Source organism: Arthrobacter sp. 2762 (genome assembly GCF_040548745.1).
In the GTDB taxonomy this organism is placed as follows: domain Bacteria; phylum Actinomycetota; class Actinomycetes; order Actinomycetales; family Micrococcaceae; genus Arthrobacter.
Genome location: NZ_JBEPSI010000009.1, coordinates 48,430 through 68,278 on the forward strand (window position 1 = coordinate 48,430; position 19,849 = coordinate 68,278).

At 61.4% G+C, this 19,849-nt stretch carries 18 protein-coding genes; 11 read left to right on the forward strand and 7 right to left on the reverse strand.

Annotated features, from left to right (window positions below):
• Positions 1 to 12 precede the first annotated feature (12 nt).
• Complete coding sequence (locus ABIE18_RS16575) at positions 13 to 2,355, reverse strand: DEAD/DEAH box helicase (RefSeq protein WP_499723738.1); 2,343 nt, start codon at positions 2,353 to 2,355, stop codon at positions 13 to 15.
• A gap of 106 nt (positions 2,356 to 2,461) precedes the next feature.
• Positions 2,462 to 3,157 carry a GNAT family N-acetyltransferase gene (locus ABIE18_RS16580; RefSeq protein ID WP_499723739.1) on the reverse strand — a complete coding sequence of 232 codons (696 nt, stop codon included), beginning with the start codon at positions 3,155 to 3,157 and terminating at the stop codon, positions 2,462 to 2,464.
• A gap of 159 nt (positions 3,158 to 3,316) precedes the next feature.
• Here ABIE18_RS16580 and trhO point away from each other — a divergent pair, with 159 nt between their 5' ends.
• Positions 3,317 to 4,213 (forward strand): oxygen-dependent tRNA uridine(34) hydroxylase TrhO, encoded by an 897-nt coding sequence (gene trhO / locus ABIE18_RS16585; RefSeq protein WP_499723740.1) that lies wholly within the window; start codon positions 3,317 to 3,319, stop codon positions 4,211 to 4,213.
• Positions 4,214 to 4,225: 12 nt separating this feature from the next.
• Here the strand turns inward: trhO and ABIE18_RS16590 are convergent, their stop codons facing one another.
• Together ABIE18_RS16590 and ABIE18_RS16595 are read right to left on the reverse strand one after the other, a co-directional pair.
• Positions 4,226 to 4,759: a DUF6023 family protein gene (locus tag ABIE18_RS16590; protein WP_499723741.1), complete on the reverse strand. Its 534-nt coding sequence runs from the start codon at positions 4,757 to 4,759 to the stop codon at positions 4,226 to 4,228.
• A gap of 51 nt (positions 4,760 to 4,810) precedes the next feature.
• Entirely contained in the window at positions 4,811 to 5,254 is a 444-nt protein-coding gene (locus ABIE18_RS16595) for a DUF6023 family protein (protein WP_499723742.1), read from the reverse strand.
• 92 nt (positions 5,255 to 5,346) lie between these two features.
• Between ABIE18_RS16595 and ABIE18_RS16600 the strand changes: the two genes are divergently transcribed.
• From ABIE18_RS16600 to proC, 7 genes are all read left to right on the forward strand, one after another.
• Positions 5,347 to 6,996 carry a DUF7059 domain-containing protein gene (locus tag ABIE18_RS16600; RefSeq protein WP_499723743.1) on the forward strand — a complete coding sequence of 550 codons (1,650 nt, stop codon included), beginning with the start codon at positions 5,347 to 5,349 and terminating at the stop codon, positions 6,994 to 6,996.
• Positions 6,993 to 7,703 (forward strand): ArsR/SmtB family transcription factor, encoded by a 711-nt coding sequence (locus ABIE18_RS16605; RefSeq protein WP_499723744.1) that lies wholly within the window; start codon positions 6,993 to 6,995, stop codon positions 7,701 to 7,703. The genes ABIE18_RS16600 and ABIE18_RS16605 overlap by 4 nt, the downstream gene beginning before the upstream one ends.
• Before the next feature lie 113 nt (positions 7,704 to 7,816).
• On the forward strand, positions 7,817 to 10,540 hold the full coding sequence (topA, locus tag ABIE18_RS16610; protein ID WP_499723745.1) for a type I DNA topoisomerase: 2,724 nt from the start codon (positions 7,817 to 7,819) through the stop codon (positions 10,538 to 10,540).
• A 91-nt stretch (positions 10,541 to 10,631) separates the two neighbouring features.
• Positions 10,632 to 11,066, forward strand: coding sequence for an SseB family protein (locus tag ABIE18_RS16615; protein WP_224165298.1), 435 nt, complete (start codon positions 10,632 to 10,634; stop codon positions 11,064 to 11,066).
• Between the two features lie 89 nt (positions 11,067 to 11,155).
• Complete coding sequence (locus ABIE18_RS16620) at positions 11,156 to 12,277, forward strand: Ppx/GppA phosphatase family protein (RefSeq protein ID WP_499723746.1); 1,122 nt, start codon at positions 11,156 to 11,158, stop codon at positions 12,275 to 12,277.
• A gap of 1 nt (position 12,278) precedes the next feature.
• Complete coding sequence (locus ABIE18_RS16625; RefSeq protein ID WP_477516418.1) at positions 12,279 to 13,112, forward strand: sugar phosphate isomerase/epimerase family protein; 834 nt, start codon at positions 12,279 to 12,281, stop codon at positions 13,110 to 13,112.
• Positions 13,113 to 13,371: 259 nt separating this feature from the next.
• Positions 13,372 to 14,202 (forward strand): pyrroline-5-carboxylate reductase, encoded by an 831-nt coding sequence (gene proC, locus ABIE18_RS16630; protein WP_499723747.1) that lies wholly within the window; start codon positions 13,372 to 13,374, stop codon positions 14,200 to 14,202.
• A 7-nt stretch (positions 14,203 to 14,209) separates the two neighbouring features.
• On the opposite strand, the gene ABIE18_RS16635 is transcribed toward proC, so the two are convergent.
• From ABIE18_RS16635 to ABIE18_RS16645, 3 genes are read right to left on the reverse strand one after another with little or no spacing between them, the layout of a single operon-like run.
• Positions 14,210 to 14,848, reverse strand: a complete 639-nt coding sequence (locus tag ABIE18_RS16635; RefSeq protein WP_377652913.1) for a potassium channel family protein — start codon at positions 14,846 to 14,848, stop codon at positions 14,210 to 14,212.
• A 40-nt stretch (positions 14,849 to 14,888) separates the two neighbouring features.
• The gene (locus ABIE18_RS16640; protein WP_499723748.1) at positions 14,889 to 16,322 is read right to left on the reverse strand and encodes a TrkH family potassium uptake protein; all 1,434 of its coding nucleotides are present in this window, start codon (positions 16,320 to 16,322) and stop codon (positions 14,889 to 14,891) included.
• Positions 16,323 to 16,365: 43 nt separating this feature from the next.
• The gene (locus ABIE18_RS16645) at positions 16,366 to 16,503 is read right to left on the reverse strand and encodes a hypothetical protein (protein WP_223946834.1); all 138 of its coding nucleotides are present in this window, start codon (positions 16,501 to 16,503) and stop codon (positions 16,366 to 16,368) included.
• On the opposite strand from ABIE18_RS16645, the gene ABIE18_RS16650 reads away from it, so the two are divergent.
• The 3 genes from ABIE18_RS16650 (at position 16,502) to gdhA (ending at position 19,837) form a co-directional block, all read left to right on the forward strand.
• Positions 16,502 to 17,650, forward strand: a complete 1,149-nt coding sequence (locus tag ABIE18_RS16650) for an acetoin utilization protein AcuC (protein WP_499723749.1) — start codon at positions 16,502 to 16,504, stop codon at positions 17,648 to 17,650. The genes ABIE18_RS16645 and ABIE18_RS16650 overlap by 2 nt on opposite strands.
• A 67-nt stretch (positions 17,651 to 17,717) precedes the next feature.
• Entirely contained in the window at positions 17,718 to 18,281 is a 564-nt protein-coding gene (locus ABIE18_RS16655; protein ID WP_499723750.1) for an ArsR/SmtB family transcription factor, read from the forward strand.
• A 218-nt stretch (positions 18,282 to 18,499) separates the two neighbouring features.
• Positions 18,500 to 19,837, forward strand: a complete 1,338-nt coding sequence (gene gdhA, locus ABIE18_RS16660; RefSeq protein ID WP_499723751.1) for an NADP-specific glutamate dehydrogenase — start codon at positions 18,500 to 18,502, stop codon at positions 19,835 to 19,837.
• Positions 19,838 to 19,849 lie beyond the last annotated feature (12 nt).

Below are 19,849 nucleotides of genomic sequence, written 5' to 3' on the forward strand. Positions count from 1 at the left end.
GAACTGCCCAGGCTAGACGGCGTCTTTCAAGAGGACATCCAGGAGTGTGATGGCGGCTGCCTTGTCCAGTGGGTTGTTCTTGTTGCCGCATTTTGGCGACTGCACACAGGACGGGCAGCCGGCTTCGCATTCGCACGCCTTGATGGCCTCCCGGGTGGCCGTAAGCCAGACCTTGGCCTTCTCAAAGCCGCGCTCGGCAAATCCGGCACCGCCGGGGTGCCCGTCGTAGACGAAGATCGTTGGTACCCCAGTGTCAGCATGCAGGGCGGTGGATACACCGCCAATGTCCCAACGGTCACTGGACGCCACCAGCGGAAGGAGGCCGATCGCCGCGTGTTCCGCCGCATGCAAAGCGCCGGGGAACTGCGCTTCCACCAGACCGGCGCCATGCAGGGACCTGTTGTCCACAACGAACCACACCGCCTTGGTAAACAGATCCCTGGCCCCGAGATCGAGCGGCTCCTCGCCCAGGATCTCGTTCGAAATCAATGCCTTGCGCTGGAAGGAAACCACTTGGGTTGTGACCTTTACGTCCCCAAAGTGCGCAGTGATGTCGCCCCACTGGACCGAGCGCAAGGTTTCCAGGACTTCGATCTGCGTTACATCCCGGGCTGTGGTGTAAAAATCGGGGTTCACGCGCCTCACCATGACGCAGTGGTCGGCCTCGTTGAGTTCCTCCACCAGGTAGCTGTCCCCCTGGTGGACGTAGATCGCTCCGGTATGGGCCTGATAGTGGGTCTGCGGCGAATCCATCGTCCCCAGAAGGGAACCTGTCCCGGCGTCGACGATGCTCACAGGTCCGCCACCGTCGGCCCGCAAATTCACCATCCCGGCTGCGCTCTCCGGATGGGTCCAGAACCATCCGGCCGGGCGTTTGCGGAGATACCCCTGCAGGACCAGCCGGTCAAGGAGGCTTTCCGCTGTGGGCCCGAAGAGTTCGAGTTCAGCTGGGCCCACTGGCAACTCCGCTGCTGCCGCGCACAAGTGAGGTCCCAGGACGTACGGGTTTCCCGGATCAAATACTGTGGCTTCGACCGACACATCGAAGATGGCTTCCGGATGGTTCACAAGGTATGTATCCAAGGGGTCGTCGCTTGCCACGAACGCCGCTATGGCGTCCTGGCCAGCCCTTCCTGCGCGTCCAATCTGCTGGAAGAGCGAGGCCCTGGTCCCGGGCCAGCCTGCAACCAATACCGCGTCAAGCCCGGAGATATCGATGCCGAGTTCCAGGGCAGAGGTACTGGAAACCCCCAGCAGCTGTCCGGACCGCAACGCCTTTTCCAAGGCACGCCGCTCTTCGGGAAGGTACCCGGAACGATACGCGGCCACGCGGCCGGGCAAGCTGGGATCCACCTCGTCCAAGAGCCGCTTGGTGATGGACGAAATCGACTCAGCACCGCGCCGGGACTTGATAAAGGCAATGGTCCGTACCCGGGAGGAAACAAGGTTCGCCAGGATATCGGCTGTTTCGGCCACGGCAGTCCGCCGTTGCTTCGCTCCGTTTTCGCCCTTGACGTCCGTCAAGGCAGGCTCCCAGAACGCCACGGTTGTTGAGCCATGTGGAGAACAGTCCTCGGAAACTTCCCTGACCGGAGCACCGATGAGCCGTCCGAAGGAGACAGCGGGCTCGGAAGCAGTGGCAGAAGCGGCGATGAATACGGGTTCAGGGAAGGAGCTCCCGGCGCCGTAGTAGGCGCAGATCCGGCGAAGGCGCCTCATGAGGTTGGCTACGTGCGAGCCGAAAACACCCCGGTAACTATGAGCCTCATCCACGATCACATAGCGCAACCGGCGGAAGAACCGTGCCCACCACGTGTGGTTGGGCAGAATGCCAAAGTGCAGCATGTCCGGGTTTGCCAGGATGAAATTGGCATGATCGCGGATCCAACGGCGCGACGCGACGTCGGTGTCGCCGTCGTAGGTTTCTGCACGGACGGTAGGGAGCTTCAGCGAACGGATGGCCGCCAATTGGTCCGCCGCCAGCGCCTTTGTGGGGGACAAATATAGTGTCACAGCACCGTCGTCGTGGATCTTTCCAGGCTCGGACAATACCCTCAGCTCCGAGCGGTGGATCGCGTCCAGTGCGGGTAATTGATAGGCGAGCGATTTCCCTGAAGCGGTGCCCGTTGCGATCACCACATGCTGGCCTGCCTGCGCGAGGTTGGCGGCCTGGACCTGGTGTCGGTAGGGTTCGTGGATGCCCAGGGAGCCGTAGGCCTGGACGATGTCCGGGTGCACCCATTCAGGCCACGGTTCGTTGACGGCCTTGCGGGCAGGGATGGTGTGGACATGGCGCAGCTGCTCCGGGTCCGGGGTCCGGCCCAGCAAAGAGATCAGCGAATTCGGTGCAGCCACCAAATCATTCTGTCACTCTGCGGCGGCGTCGACCGCGACGCCCACAGCGGCACCCGAAGGGACCGCCGTCGAAGAGGGCCGCTAAACAGCCGCTAAACCCGCGCTCTCACGCTACGGAGAGGTCGGAACCTTGGTTGCTGCTGACGGACATCATCAGAACGTGGCACACCACGTCCCACCCAAGGTGGGAGTAGAGCTTTTGGCCGTCCAAGGATGCCAGGAGAAGCCCGTTCTGGACGTCGTGCTCGAACGCTTGGGCGGCGAGGGCCTTCATGATGAAACTACCGAGGCCTCGGCGCTGGAATTGAGGCTCAGTTACGATCTTGTCGAAAACCGCGGTGCCGTTGACCACGAATACCCGGCCGCTGGCGGCCACGTTCTCGCCCGAGTGGACCACCGCATGGTGGACTCCGTTGGATTCTGAAGTGGCAAGTTCCAGATCGTCATCCGGGAGCCATGGATCCTCTGCGTCCTGGGTTTCCATGTCCACGATCATCATGGTCTGGGACGCCGAGTTGACGTTCAGCCCATGCTGTTCGGCCAAGTACTTATAACGCTGGACGTCATTGGTGAGTACCGTCAGAATCCGTGTCTCGGCTTCTGCGGTCTTCGCAGCGAGGGCGGCGAACTCTTCATCGGACGGATCATGGGCGAAGTACTCCCAGTCACCGGTTTTATCGGCGCGCAGCGCGGCAGGGAAGCGTCCTTCTTGTCGTGACTCATAGCCCCGGCAGCCGGTCCAACCGGCCACCCAGACTTCCAAGAGGTGCGCGATGTCTTCAACCAAGGCGTCTGGACTCATGTAGAGAGACTATGCCAGCGCTCGTTCAAGCAACAGAGTCCCGTCAGCGGAAGAATCCTTGCTTATGAAATTGTGACTTCGACGCCTGGAAACCGCCCCTGGGCGTTGAGCGAGTCGGGGGGCGGGCGTGGATTTTAGTACAACCAGTACCCTTTAATAGTGGCTTTAAACCGAATCGTACTTTTCTATGGCTTTACGCCGATCGCCGACCCCGACGCCGTGCGTCTGTGGCAGCGTGCCCTCTGCGAGAAACTGGGACTCACCGGCCGGATCCTGATCTCCAAGGACGGTATTAACGCCACAGTTGGCGGCGAGCTCAACAACATGAAGCAGTACGTGAAAACCACCCGCGAATACAAGGGCTTCCACGACATCGACTTCAAGTGGTCCGAGGGCGGCGCTGCCGATTTCCCGCGCCTCAGCGTTAAGGTCCGCGACGAAATAGTTACCTTCGGAGCTCCCGGTGAGCTGAAGGTCGACGAAAAGGGCGTGGTGGGCGGAGGCAAGCATCTCCAACCTGAAGAACTTCACACCCTGGTGGACGCAAAGAAAGCGGACGGGGAAGAGGTGGTGTTCTTCGACGGCCGCAACGCGTTCGAAGCACAGATCGGCAAGTTCAAGGACGCCATCGTTCCGGACGTCGCCACCACCCATGACTTCATCAAGGAACTCGAATCCGGCAAGTATGACGCCCTCAAGGACAAGCCCGTAGTCACTTACTGCACGGGCGGCATCCGTTGTGAGGTGCTCTCAAGCTTGATGGTCAACCGCGGTTTCAAAGAGGTGTACCAGCTCGATGGCGGGATTGTTCGATACGGCGAAACTTTCAAGGACAAGGGCCTCTGGGAGGGCTCGCTCTACGTTTTCGACAAACGCATGCACGTAGAGTTCAGCGACGAAGCGAAGACCATCGGCGAATGCGTTCGCTGCGCCGCGCCTACCAACAAGTTCGAGAATTGCTCCAACCTGAGCTGCCGGACGTTGACTCTCTACTGTGCAGAATGTGCCTCAAGTCCTGAAACCCTTCGCTGCCCCGGAGGCTGCGAAGCCGCCTGAGGCGCAACGCAATCAGAGCCTGCTGACCCGATAGGCGAAGTTCGCGTCGGATCTTGCCCCGACAGTGATGGCCAGGATGGCGTCCTTTTCCAACTGCACCACGCTCACCCGGGCATTGGCGCATCCCAGGGTCAGGTCAACCAAGTCCGTCTCGCCTACGCTGACTGCGAATGAAACGCGGCGGGTGCCGCGGCACGCCAGCGTCACGGCGTACGTTCCCCCGGGCAGCTGCACAGTCTGCTCAGTTCTGGACTCACCGGAATTCAGGAAGCCGCTGCTCGAATAGAACGACTGCCCCTGCGATTCCGGCAAAGCCGCTTTGGCCCACTCTTTCAGGGCCTCACCTGTAACGGTTTGCTCCAAGGCTGGGTCGGGAGGAAGCACGACATTGCTGCCGGTAGTGTCTGTGGGGCTGGAATCCGCACGCCCGCCGTCGTCATAGGTGTACTCGCACGCCGTCAGCGCGCCACCCAGCACGAGCAAGAGTCCGACGGCGGCACTTGACAGCCGTCTGGACACAACCGAGCCAGCCACGTTGCCGCCCATACGTTGACTTTACGCTGGCCTGGAAGCGCACCATAGTGCTGGCGGAAGGGGTTAATTAGCGGCGGGCACCAGCTGGTAAGCAAAAATCAGCGGGGCATCCACGCTACTCGTGGAGATAGCGAGGGCGCCGGTGGCAGGGACTTTGATCTTCGCCACTTCAAGGCTGCCGTTGCAGGCGGCTCCCGCATCGGCAATTTGCTTTCCACCGGAAGAGACGGCGAAGAAAACCTTTCCTCCTCCATCACAAGCCATCGTCAGTGTGTAATTCCCGGCGGGAACGCTCGGTGACTCCTTGACCAGCGGGTCCCGGTTCAGGATCTTGCCGGAATCCTCCAACGTCACGGTGCTGGCTGTGGGAAGAACTTTGTCCTTCCACGCCTGTACATCGGCATGTTCGACGCTGACCGGACCCTGGCAGGCTGTGGCCGCCAGTAGCGTCCCCGCAGCAATGACAACAAGGCCTGCGCTGCGCCTTGTGGAGGAGAGGTTGAGCATGCTTCCACGCTACCGGGTCCCACAGCAAGGTTTTGTCCACATAGCCCAAACCACGAACGCCTGCCATGAAGCAGCCCCCATAGACTTGCAATGTGACTCAAACCCCCGAAATATTTACCGATGGCAATACTGACGACGCCCCGCGCAGCGACCACCCGGAGCTCCTGGCGTCTCTGGCGTCTGACCTTCGCGCCATCTCGTACACGGTCGACGGCGTGGCGGAACTTCTGGGGGAATCCGCCTATGCCGCACTGAACAGGGACCAGATCATTCCAGCGTTGTTGGTGAGCGAACGCTCGTCCAAGAGCGGGGTGGAAACCACCCGAGCGCTGTCCGTCATAGTACGGCTGTGGTTGCTTGCTGTCCCACAGCCCCAGTCCGATGTTGACCTTGCGCTCCCCACCATCGGCGCCCAAGGCCTCGCCCGGCTCGGACTTATCACCTTGGAAGCCGGCGTTGCCACGGCCAAGGTGGATCTACGTCCGTATGGCTGGGAGGCCAATGCAGACGGCAGCGGGGGAGCGGAGCTTTGGGTAGCCAGCGATCTCGCTGCCCACCAACAAGCCGGGGTCCTGAGGCACGATCACGTGCTGGGGATAGGAAGGGCATCAACAACCCTTGTCCAAACAACCATCAGGCAGCACACGCACCGGGCGCTGGACCTCGGGACAGGCTGCGGCATCCAGACGTTCCACTTGTTGCATCACTGCGAACACGTGACGGCAACGGACATTTCCGGGAGGGCGCTCGCCTTCACCCGTTTCAATCTGCTCCTCAACGCTCCGGAACTGGACCTGGATCCGAACAACCTGGAAGCCCGCGTCAGCCTGCGCCTGGGCTCGCTCCTGGAACCCGTGGCAGGGGAACGTTTCGGCCTCGTCGTCTCCAACCCGCCCTTTGTCATTACCCCGCGTAGCGCTGGCGAGTCCTTGGCTGATCAATTTACATACCGCGACGGCGGCCTGCCCGGTGACGAGATCGTCGCCTCATTGGCGCGGACGCTGGCAGACGTCCTTGAACCCGGTGGCACAGCCCAGATGCTCGGCAACTGGGAGATCCGCAAAGGGACACAATGGCATGACAGGCCTTCCTCCTGGCTCAAAGATTCCGGCTTGGACGTTTGGTTCATTCAACGTGAGCAGCTGAACCCGGAGCAGTACGCAGAGACGTGGCTGCAGGACGCCTCGGAGAACCGGGACCGCAGCCACTATCAGGAGTCGTACGCCGCGTACCTCGACGACTTCGCATCGAGGGATGTTGAAGGAATCGGCTTTGGCATGATCTGGCTACGCCGCCCACAAACTTCAAACGAAGCACGCATTAGCCGGTTTGAGGAAATTACCTACCCCATTGAGCAACCTATCGGTCCCCATCTCGGCGCGGCCGTGGAGCGCTCCGACTGGCTTTCAGGCAGTAGTCTGCCGGAAGCACACCTTGTGGTGGCCGAGGACGTCACTGAAGAGCGCCATCAGCGTCCCGGGGCTGTGCATCCAGGCGTCATCCTCCTCCGGCAGGGGGCCGGCCTTCGTCGAACAAACCTGCTCAGCACGGAGCTGGCGGGCTTTGTTTCTGCTTGTGATGGCCAATTATCGGTACGGCAGATTGTCGGAGCCTTGGAAGCACTCCTGGGAGGCGCAGACGACTTCGATTCAGGGTCCTTCCGCGAAGGGCTTTTTGCCGAAGTACGGAATCTCGTCCTGGACGGGTTCCTCCTCCCGGATACGCAAGAGGCGTCCGCATGAGCAGTGCACGGCCGCCGCGCCCGCTTGGTAGCAAGTCCGCAGTAAGTGACCCTGCTTACACTGATGAAGTGATTGCGAACAACGAGACATCCCAGGCGTCAGGCGATGCCCCGCGGCGCAAGAGGGCCGAGAAAACGGTTGAGATAACCGATCCCAAGGCTATCCGTGCATTGGCGCATGCCGCCCGTCTCGAGGTTATCTCCGAGCTCTACGCAACACAGGTAAGCCACACGGCTACTGAGCTCGCGGCGCGTACCGGCCTGACGCCCAGTGCCATGAGCTACCACCTCCGTGCGCTCCAGAAATGGGGGATCGTTGCTCCGGCGGAAAATGCCGGCGACGCAAGGGAACGCCGGTGGAAGGCTGCTGGCACTGACTTCAGGATTTCAGGCGGCACCGTGGCCAGCCCGGAGATCGCGGTGGTCGATCTTGAGCTGGATGCCTTCCGGCGCAGGGCATCGGCTTTTGCCAAGGCCCGGGGAGAACGCCGGCAACGTGGCGAAGCGGCGGACGAGCCGGCGTCGGTGGTGCTGGCGAGCAACTTGCTGTACTTGACCAACCAGCAGCGCAAGGAGCTTTCTGAACGGATCCGGGAGGTCCTGCGGGAGTACGAACTGGAAGACCCTACCCAGATTCCGCAAGGTGCCGAGCGTGTTGCTACTCTGTGGTCAATGATCCCGGATGACCGCATGGCACCTGGGCACTAGGGGTCCGGCCAGCCCCTCGGATTTCCACGCCAGAACGCAGGATTCTGCAATCTATGGTGAACTAGGCCAATATGGGCACCAGCCCAATTACACATTTTTTCTGTAGGAGCACCGTGCCCAGCAAGGCAAAAACCGGCAAGAAACTCGTGATCGTGGAGTCTCCGGCCAAGAGCAAGACCATCGCCAAGTATCTTGGCGAGGGCTTCATCGTCGAGGCTTCCATCGGCCATATCCGGGATCTCCCGCAGCCATCGGACCTCCCTGCAGAACTCAAGAAGACTTCGCTGGGTAAGTTCGCCGTCGACATCGAAAACGACTTCAAGCCGTACTACGTCGTATCCCCGGACAAGAAGAAGAAGGTCGCCGAGCTCAAGGCCCAGCTGAAAGACGCTGACGCGCTCTATCTCGCAACCGATGGGGACCGCGAGGGCGAAGCCATCGCGTGGCACCTGCTTGAGGTCCTGAAACCCAAAGTTCCCGTGTATCGCATGACTTTCGGTGAAATCACCAAGGAAGCGATTCACCGTGCCATGGATAACCTGCGGGACGTCGATACCGCCCTGGTTGATGCCCAGGAGACCCGGCGTATCCTGGACCGACTCTACGGCTACGAAATCTCCCCGGTTCTGTGGCGCAAGGTTGCCAGGGGGCTCTCCGCGGGACGTGTTCAGTCCGTGGTTACCCGCATGGTGGTTGACCGCGAACGTGAACGCATGGCTTTCCGGGCCGCTTCCTACTGGGACCTGACCGGACAGTTCGGAGCCGACTCGGGATCGTTCAAGGCAAAGCTTGCCGCGGTGGACGGTTCCAAGGTCGCCAGTGGTCGTGACTTTAACGACAATGGCCAGCTCACATCCTCCAACGTGGTTCACCTCAACGAGGAACTCGCAACGTCATTGGCCGCAGGTCTGCAGAACGCCGATTTCCGCGTTCGGTCTGTAGATACCAAGCCGTACACCCGCCGTCCTGCCGCACCGTTCACCACCTCCACGCTGCAGCAGGAGGCCGGCCGAAAGCTCCGCTTCTCCTCGAAGAGCACCATGCAGGTCGCCCAGCGCCTGTACGAAAACGGCTACATCACTTATATGCGTACGGACTCCTCTGCCTTGAGCGATGAAGCTGTCACAGCAGCCCGGCGCCAGGCCGCGGAGCTCTACGGCCCCGAGTACGTGCCCCAAAGCCCACGCGTGTACGCCAACAAAGCTGCAAATGCGCAAGAGGCCCACGAGGCCATCCGCCCCGCAGGTGACTCGTTCCGCACCCCCGCCCAGGTGGCCAAGCAGCTCAGCGGAGACGAATTCCGGTTGTACGAGCTCATCTGGAAGCGTACGGTCGCATCCCAGATGGCCGACGCCAAGGGCTCCACAGCCACCATCCGGCTGGGTGCCGTAGCAGTTGACGGACGCGACGCTGAATTCTCGGCCTCGGGTACCGTCATCACCTTCCCCGGCTTCCTCGCCGCCTATGAGGAGGGCAAGGACGAGAGCCGCGGAGATGAAGACTCCGATGAAGCGCGCCGGCTGCCCAACGTGGCCAAGGATGACTCCCTGCAGGCCTCGGACATCGTCGCCGTGGGGCACGAAACCTCACCGCCTCCGCGCTACACCGAAGCCTCGCTGACGGCTGAGCTGGAAAAGAAGGGCATCGGCCGTCCGTCGACGTATGCCTCCACGATTTCCACCATCCAGGATCGCGGTTATGTCCGCAAACAAGGCTCTGCCCTGGTTCCCAGCTGGATCGCCTTCTCGGTGATTCGCTTGCTTGAGCAGCACTTCACGGATTATGTCGACTACGAGTTCACCGCCGACATGGAAGGCGATCTGGACAAAATCGCCAACGGCCAGGCCGTGGGCGCAGCGTGGCTGAAGCACTTCTACTATGGTGAAGACGCTGATCCCGGGCTGTTGAGCATCGTGAACAACCTCGGCGAGATTGACGCCCGCGAGATCAACTCCGTGCCCATAGCCGAGGGCATCACCCTGCGTGTGGGTAAGTTCGGCCCGTACCTGGAAAGCAGCATCCCCACCGTTGATGAGAAGACCGGTGAAGTGGTGGAGTCCGTACGGGCCAACGTCCCGGAAGAACTCGCTCCGGATGAGTTGACAGCCGCCAAGGCAATCGAGCTCATGGAAACTGCGGCTCCCGAGGAACGCGTCCTGGGAACCGATCCACACACCGGCCATACCGTGGTTGCCAAGAATGGCCGTTACGGCGCCTACGTCACCGAGATCATCCCCGAGATGACCGAGGAACAGCTGGCAAACCAGCCCGTTGAGTACTACAAGAACGGCAAGCCCAAGCCTCCAAAGAAGCCGGTGAAAGCCAAGCCACGCACAGGTTCGCTGTTCAAGTCCATGACCGTGGACAGCGTCACCTTGGATGAGGCCCTGCAGCTTATGAGCCTGCCCCGGGTGCTTGGCGAGGACGCTGAAGGAAATGTCATCACCGTCCAGAACGGCCGGTTCGGACCTTACCTGAAGAAGGGCACGGACTCCCGTTCCATCGGATCCGAAGAAGAAATCTTCACCATCACGCTGGAACAGGCCTTGGAGATCTACTCCCAGCCCAAGCAGCGTGGTGCCCGTGCCGCCGTGCCTCCACTGGCCGAGTTTGGCCCGGACCCCGTGTCGGAGAAGAACATCGTCGTGAAGGAGGGCCGTTTCGGTCCGTACATCACTGATGGCGTCACGAACATCACGGTCCCGCGCTCAACCTCCCTTGAGGAACTGACCCGGGAACGCGCCGTCGAACTTCTTGCCGAGAAGCGGGCCAAGGGCCCCGTCAAGCGAACCACTACGCGCAAGGCGCCGGCCAAGAAAGCCGCCGCCAAAAAGTAACGCAGCCAAAAAGTAACGCAGCAACAAGACAAGGTGCCGTCCGGGAAGCAAGCGAATTGCGTCCCGGACGGCATCGTGGTCGAGTAGAACCATGACTGAACAGACGGCTTCACCGGACAACGGACCCTTGAACGACCTCGAAGCGAAGCTCGCGTTGGCTGAACAGCCGGACGCCAACCCGGTAGATGTCATCCTTGCTTTCCTGAACAACGAGGTCTACCTCATCAGTTCCGAAGCAGTGGATGGACCGGATTCTGCCGTAGAGCCATTGGTCCTTTCCAACGCCGATGGACAGCCCGTTCTGGCGGTGTTCAGCCACCCGAGCCGTGTGGACGAGCGTTTCCTGGAAGCGGCCCCGCACATTCTGGGCACCATGGGCTCGGCGATCCTCGGTAACATCGGCGACGAACTGGGTATGGTCATCAACCCCGGAAGCGAATATGGCTTCGAAATCGATCCTGAGGGAATCGCCAACATTCGCCGCGACTTCAAACGGGCAGACGAAGCAGGGGAGCCAACGGAATAGCTGGCATCCTGAGCACAGGACCTCTGCCTGTCAGCGAAACGTGGACGCCAAGTTGCTTCCCCGGCTTCGAATCAGTGAATAATGGCAGAATGCGTCTTGGCGTTCTCGATATCGGTTCAAACACCGTCCACCTGCTGCTCGTGGACGCCCATCCCGGTGCCCGCCCAGTGGCTTTTGCCTCCCACAAACGGCCACTCTCCCTGGTGCAATACCTCGACGGCGATGGCAACATCAACGATGCCGGCCAGACTGAGCTGATTGAGTTCGTCTTGGAGGCGTGGGAATTCGCAGCACGCCACAAGGCCGAGGATTTGCTCGCGTTTTGTACCTCGGCAATCCGTGAGGCTACCAACGGCGCCGAGGTCCTGGCCCGGGTGAAACACGAGACCACGGTGACTCTCCAGGAGCTCACTGGTAGCGAAGAAGCGTCCATGACTTTCTTTGCCGTTCGTCGTTGGTATGGCTGGGGCGCCGGCCCGATTCTGGATCTGGACATTGGCGGGGGATCCTTCGAAATGGCCTACGGCACGGACGAACTCCCGGAATTCGCTACCTCCGTTCCGTTGGGAGCCAGCAGGTTGACGCGGGATTGGCTCCATGATGATCCACCCAGCGCCAAGAGCGTCAAGGAGCTAAGGCGGTACATTCGCTCTACCCTCAAGCCTGTTGTCCGCAATTTCCACGAGCTTGGCCGGGCCAACCTGGTGGCGGGTACCTCCAAGACGTTCCGCTCCCTTGCACGGATCGCTGGTGCTGCCCCCAGCGCGGCCGGTCCGTATGTGAAACGGGAACTCCACGCCGCCGATCTTGGCTTGTGGGCCCAGCGCATATCCGCCATGAAAGTTGAGGACCGCCTATACCTCCCGGGCGTTTCAGATGCGCGCGCCCGACAATTGCTGGCCGGGGCTTTGGTGGCGGAGGCCGCGTTGGAGCTCTTTGAATTCCCTAAGATGGAAATCTGTCCATGGGCTTTGCGGGAAGGGCTGATCCTTCGACGCCTGGACCAGTTGGTCTTCGATGATGCAGTGGATCCCGCGCCGCACGTCGGGAAGCGCAAGAAGGACAAGTCCAAGAAAAAAGCAGTCAAGGAAGGCGACAAGAAGACGGACAACGACGAGCCCCAGCACACGTTTGAGGAGTTCCCGGTGCCGGTGAACAACCCTGCCCCCGCACCAATTCCGGCCCCCGCGGCAGGCGGGCTGGCTTCCTGAGATGAGCACCGACGTCGAGCCCGTTGCAAATAGCCGCCACATCCCCGTGGCGCTGTCCAGTGCCTCCGTTTATCCGCTGAGCGTCCATGATGCTTTCGCGGTTGCCCAGGACCTTGGTTATGAAGGCGTTGAGGTCATGGTTACCAACAACGCCGTGAGCCAGAATCCTGACGCCCTCATCCAGCTGAGCCATCGTTACCACCAACAGATCGTCTCTATTCACGCGCCCACACTGCTGCTCACCCAGCAAGTCTGGGGAGCTGCATGGAACAAGATCGAGAAGTCCTGCCAGATGGCCAGAGAAGTCGGCTGCGACACGGTGGTGGTCCATCCGCCGTTCCGCTGGCAGTCGAACTACGCCGAGAACTTCGCTGCGGGTGTTCGGGAGATCGCGGCGATGTACCAAGTTCACATCGCGGTGGAGAACATGTACCCGTGGCGCGTCCGCGGACGGGAAGCTGTTGCCTACCTGCCGCACTGGGATCCCTTGGGACAGGATTACGACGACGTCACCTGGGACTTCTCGCATGCGGCAACTGCGGGGGCAAACAGTTTGGAAGCCATCCAGGCACTGGGCAGCAAACTCCGCCACGTTCACCTCACGGATGGTTCAGGTTCCGGGAAAGACGAGCACCTGGTGCCGGGCACGGGGACGCAGCAGTGCGCCGATGCCCTCCAACACCTTGCTTCCAACGGTTTCAGTGGTGTTGTGGTGGCGGAGATTTCAACCCGCAAGGCCAAGGTGGCCGGTGAGCGTGAAGAAATGTTGGCTGAAACGCTTCGTTTCGCTCGACAGCACCTCAGCATCCCGCTGGTGCGGTCGCACGATAATTAGAAGCCAACTCGCTAATTTGGAAGCCAACGCCATTAAAAGCGAAAGCACCGGCGGCCGAATCGGGAAATGGGGGAAAACCCGCCCCGGCCACCGGTGCTGTTGGCGGGCATCCCCATGCCCGCCTCATCACTCGCACCCTCAATGAGGTAACTACTAAGTTACGGACCAAGGTTGGGTGCTGCCTGCAATATTCTTGGGAACAAGCTGTGAATCCGGACAGCGTTCGACCCCTCCATGGGCAAACTGCCATGATGGTGCAATGAGCAACCGAATCGCATTCCTTGGCTGTGGATCCATGAACGAGGCAATTCTGGCCGGTCTCCTTGCCGCCGGGGCTGACCCATCCGATGTCGTCGCCACTGTCCGACGTGCCGAGCGCGCAGAAGAGCTTGCGCAGCGGTACGGCGTTATGGCGATCGCCGGCGAGGAAGAGCCCGACAACAACAAGCTCGCCGCCAAGGGTTCAGGCATAGTCATCCTTGGCGTCAAGCCAGTTGGCATTACAGACCTTGCCCGGGAAATCAGCCCGGCACTCGCGAAGGACACCGTTGTTGTGAGCGTGGCAGCTGCGGTTTCCATCGCGCAGCTTGAGGCCGCCCTCCCGGAGGGGCAGCCGGTGATCCGCACCATGCCGAACACACCCGCAAAGCTGGGTCGCGGCGTCGTATCCGTTTCGCCCGGAACGCACTGCACGCCGGAACAGCTGGAGAGTGTGAAGGCAGCGCTGGCAGGAGCCGGCAAGGTTGTGGAGGTGCCCGAGGAACAGGTGGACGCCTTGTCCGCCATCAGTGGATCCGGCCCCGCCTACGCGTTCTATTTGGCTGAGGCCATGGCCGCTGCGGGTGTTGAATTGGGGCTGGACGCCGAACTATCCGTCATGCTGGCCCGCGAAACGGTGGCGGGCGCCGGTTTCATGCTGGCGGAACCAGGGGCGGACCCCACTGCACTTCGCGTTGCCGTAACCAGTCCCAACGGCACCACCGAGCGGGCTATCGCAGCATTCGACGACGGCGGGATCCCCAGGATCATCGCTGAGGGAGCCCGTGCGGCTGCCAACCGCGCGGCCGAGATCACAAAACAGCTGGGCTAACCGCGCCCTAGGGCCGTGCTGCGAAGCGCTCCAGGAGGTCCACGTGTCCGGACACGATCAACATGTCGTGGCCGGACACCTTGGTTTCCGGCCGCGCATACGTGAAGTCCTCGCCGGGAGTCTTCACGCCCACGATCGTCACGCCGTATTTGGAGCGCACCTTGGATTCCTCCAGGGTGAAGCCCACGGTTTCCTTGGGCGGATACATCTTGACGATCGCGTAGTCGTCGTCGAACTCGATGAAGTCCAGCATGCGCCCTGACACCAGGTGCGCGGCACGGACGCCTGCGTCGGCTTCCGGGTAGATCACGTGGTTTGCGCCGATCCGGCTGAGGATCTTGCCGTGGGATGGGGTGATCGCCTTGACCCAGAGGTGTTGGATGCCCAGGTCCACCAGGTTCACGGTGATGAGCACCGAGGACTCGATGGACGTGCCCACGCCCACCACGGCGGAGCTGAACTCCTGGGCCCCCAGCTGGCGCAACGCATCGATGTTGGTGGCGTCTGCCTCCACCACATGGGTGAGCACGGGCGCCCATTTCTGGACGAGCGTGCGGTCACGTTCAATCGCCAGGACTTCCCGGCCCTGCTTGACCAATTGCTCGGCTGTGGCCGACCCGAACCGGCCAAGGCCAATGACCAGCACTGGTGCGTTGTGGGCGGGGCGGTTCGCTGCCCCTGTGGTACTAGCCAATGATTGGCCTCTCTTCCGGGTAGTGGTACAGCTGGCTGCGCTGGCGCAGGGCCAGGCCGGCAGCGAGGGTTACGGTGCCCACACGGCCTGCGAACATGAGTGCGGTCAGGACGTAAACGCCCGACGGCGGCAGCTCGGCGCTGAGGTTGGTGCTCAGTCCCACTGTGGCAAAGGCGGAGATTGTTTCAAAGAGCACCCTGTCCAGTGTTGCGCCGCTGATGGAGAGCAGCAGGAATGCCGCGACCGAGACAAGGGTGGCACCGGCAACAATCACGGAAATGGCCACCCGCATGGTGCCTTGGGGAATGGTGCGGCCATAGACCTTCACGTCGGCATCGCCGCGGGCCTCGGCGACGATGGCGAGGAACATGACCGCGATAGTGGTCACCTTGATTCCGCCGGCCGTGGACGCCGAGCCGCCACCGGCAAACATGAGGGCATCCGTGAGGAGCATGGTGGTGGATTCCATATGGTTTTGTTCCACCAGGTTGAACCCGCCTGAGCGCGTCATCACTGATGCAAAGAGGGAATGGATGAGCTTGTCGCCAAGGTCCATATGCGCGATGGTCCGCACGTTGTCCCATTCCATGAGCGCCCACAGGACCGTGCCGGCGAGCAGCAGGATGAAAGATACCTGGATGGTGAGCTTGGTGTGGAGGTTCCACTTTTTCCAGTTCAGGCCGTTCTGCTGGAGAACCATCACTACCGGGAAGCCGAGGCTGCCAAGGAACACGCCCAACATGAGTGGAACCAGGATCCAGAGGTCGGTCTCGTAAGGGACGATTCCGTCCGAGTGCGGCGTAAACCCGGCATTGTTGAAGGACGAGATCGAGTAGAAGACCCCGTGCCATACCGACTGCCAGAAGGGCTCCCCGAGGAGCATGAAGCGGGGGATCAGGGCCAAGGCAAGGGCACCTTCGATCACCACCGATGTCACGATGACGATGCGGAGCAGCGTACCCACTTCACCAAGCCTCCCGGCGTTGTTCATCGCCTCCTGGGCGATGAGCTTGCCGCGGACACCAAGCCGCTTGCTGACCATGAGCGCCAACAGCGAAGCGAGGGTCAATGTGCCGAGGCCGCCCACAAAGATGCCCACCAGAATAATGAGCTGGCCAAGGAAGGACCAGTGGGTGGCGGTGGAAACCACGGTCAGGCCGGTCACGCAGACACTGGAAACTGCCGTGAACATGGCCTGGTGGAGAGGAGTAGGTTCGCCCGAAGCCGAGGAGAATGGCAAGGACAACAAGCCGGTGAAAAGCAGGATCACCGAGGCGAAAGCGACCAGCGCCAGACGGGCCGGGGACGTGTTGGCGATGTTGTCAATGAAGTCGCGCGCACGTGTGAAAATCCACAGACCTTCACGTTCCTGCTGGCCGGATTGCCAGTTGGCCGGGCTCGCGGTGCGCGACTGGCTTTGAGACATGGGTTCTTCCTCGGTTGAACATGCTTTCCTGAGTAGTAAACCACTATTCCTGCGGCGTAACCGGGCGGTAGAGCCCCGCGGCCTCAGGTAGCCTGTTCTGGATGAACTCCAGGCTTGGAACAACTGCTTCCAGCATTACGCGGTCCGCACTGCCAACGACGGTGGTGTGGGATCCAGCCATGACTGCTTACAACTTTGGTCCCAGCCATCCTATGGCCCCGCAGCGGCTGGAGTTAACAGCGAGGCTCGCGGAATCCCTTGGTCTTTTCAACCACAGCCATGTGGCGGTGGAGGCGCCGGAGCTGGCCACCGACGTCGAACTTTGCTCGGTCCACAGCGCCGACTATGTGGACGCCGTGCGCCGGGTCAGCGAGGACCCGAGCATGCCGGAGGAAGACCGCGGTCTTGGGACTGAGGATGATCCTGCGTTCGCCGGCATGCACGAGGCCAGCGCCCGACTCGCCGGTGGTTCTTTGCTGGCCGCGGAATCGATCCTGTCCGGCAAAGCCATCCGCGCAGTAAATTTCAGTGGCGGAATGCACCACGCGGCGCGTGACCGTGCCAGCGGCTTTTGCGTCTACAACGACGTCGCGATTGCCATCCAGCGGCTTCTGGACGGCGGTGTGCGGCGCATCGTCAGCATCGACGTCGACGCCCACCACGGTGACGGAACGCAAAGCATTTTTTGGAATGACCCCCGCGTCATGACCATTTCCCTGCATGAGTCCGGCCTTACCCTGTTTCCGGGAACCGGTTTCGCCAATGAAACCGGCGGCCCGGATGCGCACGGCACGGTTGTCAATGTCGCGTTGCCGGCGTTCACCGGAGATGCCGCGTGGCTTCGCGCCTTCCACGCGGTGGTGCCGCAGCTGGTTGGAGCCTTCAACCCCGAGGTGATTGTCAGCCAGCACGGCTGTGATTCGCACCGCCTGGATCCTCTGACGCACCTCAACCTCAGCGTGGACGGGCAGCGTGAGGCGGCCAGCGCCGTCGCCAGCCTTGCAGCCAGGTACTGCGATAACCGGTGGATCGCCACAGGCGGAGGTGGCTACGACGTTACGGGTGTTGTGCCACGTGCCTGGAGCCACCTGATCGGGATGGTGACGCAGCGGCCGGTACCGTTGAGCACCCCCGTGCCAGAAGCCTGGCGCAACTATGTCAGGGAGGCTTACGGCGTGTGGGCTCCGGAGTCGATGAGCGATGACGTGGATGTCTGGTGGCGTTCCTGGGAAGTTGGCTACGACCCCGCGGACGAGGTGGACCGGACGGTGATTGCCACGCGTAAGGAGATCTTCCCTTTGTACGGGCTCGATCCCTGGTTCGACTGATTGACGGGGGCCGTCGCGGCACGAAACAGGGATGCCATTTGGCGTATATGTCGCTAGGGTGGGAGGCATGGTGACTGACGACGTATTTGCCGTCATAGCTGAGGCAACCAGGCGCGACATCCTGGTTTCACTCCGCTCTGGGGATAAAGCTGTAGGCGAACTGGTGGAAGAACTGGCTGCAAGCCAGCCCACTATCTCCAAGCATCTGAAGGTGCTCCGCGAGGCTGACCTCGTCAGCATGCGCGCCCAGGGACAGAAGCGCTACTACGCGCTGAACCCGAAACCGCTGGCCGGCGTAGCTACGTGGCTGGAAACGTTCGACGTCGGACCCTCGGCTACCGCCGCCGTCGGACCTTCCGTGGAAGCAGCCCCTCAAACGGTGGCTTCCGCTGAAGCGGCTTCGGTTGTGGAACCCACGGTGCCGGAGCTCGTTGCAACTCGTGCGGACGCCGTCAGCAAGGCCGTGAAAGTCCACTCAAGTGGGACGCCCGTCTCCCTGGATCCGGCATCGGACGATACCGTCCCGCAGCAGATTGGCCGCACTGTTGGCCGCGCTGCCACTAAAGCGGCGGATCTGCTGGCCAATCTCCCGAACCTTCCCAACCTCCCGAAATTCGGTCGCAAGCGCTAGTGCGCTAGGTCCAGATCAATCCAACGTGATCTTCAACACCTTGTGAGGTTTCGTTAGGGTCAGGCTTCCTTGCGTTTGCGGGGTTTTTCTACGGTTGTGTTAACTCCAAGTCGATGGTCACAATCCCATCGGATGGAGATCCTACCTCCATTGGTGCAACCATGAGCGGGACTGATTCGTCTCGCCGCCGGTCGGCGCACTGAGGGATAGGAAGACGCATGGATTCGAGGCTCGAAGCTGTCAGGGACAACGTGTTGGCGCGGAATCCGGGCGAGAAGGAGTTCCACCAGGCTGTCACCGAAGTCTTCGAAAGCCTGGGTCCGGTTCACGACCGGCACCCCGAATTCCTGGAAGGCGCCGTGCTGGAGCGTCTCTGCGAACCTGAACGGCAGATCATCTTCCGCGTACCGTGGACCGACGACTCTGGCCGAGTCCACGTAAACCGGGGTTTTCGGGTGGAGTTCAACTCGGCGCTCGGTCCCTACAAAGGTGGACTCCGGTTCCACCCCTCCGTCTACCTGGGAATCGTCAAGTTTCTCGGCTTTGAGCAGATCTTCAAAAATGCCCTCACAGGCATGCCGATCGGCGGCGGCAAGGGCGGTTCCGACTTCGATCCCCGCGGACGCTCGGATGCCGAGATCATGCGGTTCTGCCAGTCGTTCATGACCGAGCTGTACCGGCATATCGGTGAGTACACCGATGTTCCTGCAGGTGACATGGGCGTTGGCGGGCGCGAGATCGGCTTCCTCTTCGGCCAGTACAAGCGCATCACAAACCGTTACGAATCCGGGGTCCTCACCGGCAAGGGGATTTCCTGGGGTGGCTCGTTGGTCCGGCCGGAAGCCACAGGCTATGGCACGGTGATCTTTGCCCAGGAGATGCTCAAGACCCGCGGCACTTCCTTTGACGGCCAGCGTGTTGTGGTGTCCGGTTCCGGAAATGTAGCCATCAATGCGATTGCCAAAGCGCAGTCGCTCGGTGCAACTGTGGTGGCCTGTTCCGACTCGGCCGGTTACATCGTGGACGAAGGAGGAATCGACGTCGGACTCTTGCGCCACATCAAGGAAGTGGAGCGCGCCCGGCTTACGGAATACGCGCTTCGACGGCCCGGATCCAGCTATGTGGCGGGTGGTTCGGTGTGGGACGTTAACGGCACGGTCGCGCTGCCTTGCGCCACCCAAAACGAGCTCGACGGCGATGCCGCCGCCAAGTTGGTCAGCAACGGCCTGATCGCGGTGGCCGAGGGAGCCAACATGCCGTCCACGCGTTCGGCGGTGTCAGTGTTTCAGGAGGCCGGCATTCTGTTCGGGCCAGGCAAAGCCGCCAACGCAGGAGGTGTTGCTACGTCCGCGCTGGAAATGCAGCAGAACGCCAGCCGTGATTCGTGGTCATTCGAACACACGGAACAGCGGCTTACCGAGATCATGGTGGGCATCCACGACCGCTGTGCAGCAACCGCGGAAGAGTATGGTTCGCCTGGTAACTATGTGGTGGGCGCCAACATCGGCGGCTTCGTCAAGGTAGCCGACGCGATGCTGGCTCAAGGCCTGATCTAGCGCCCCCAGTTG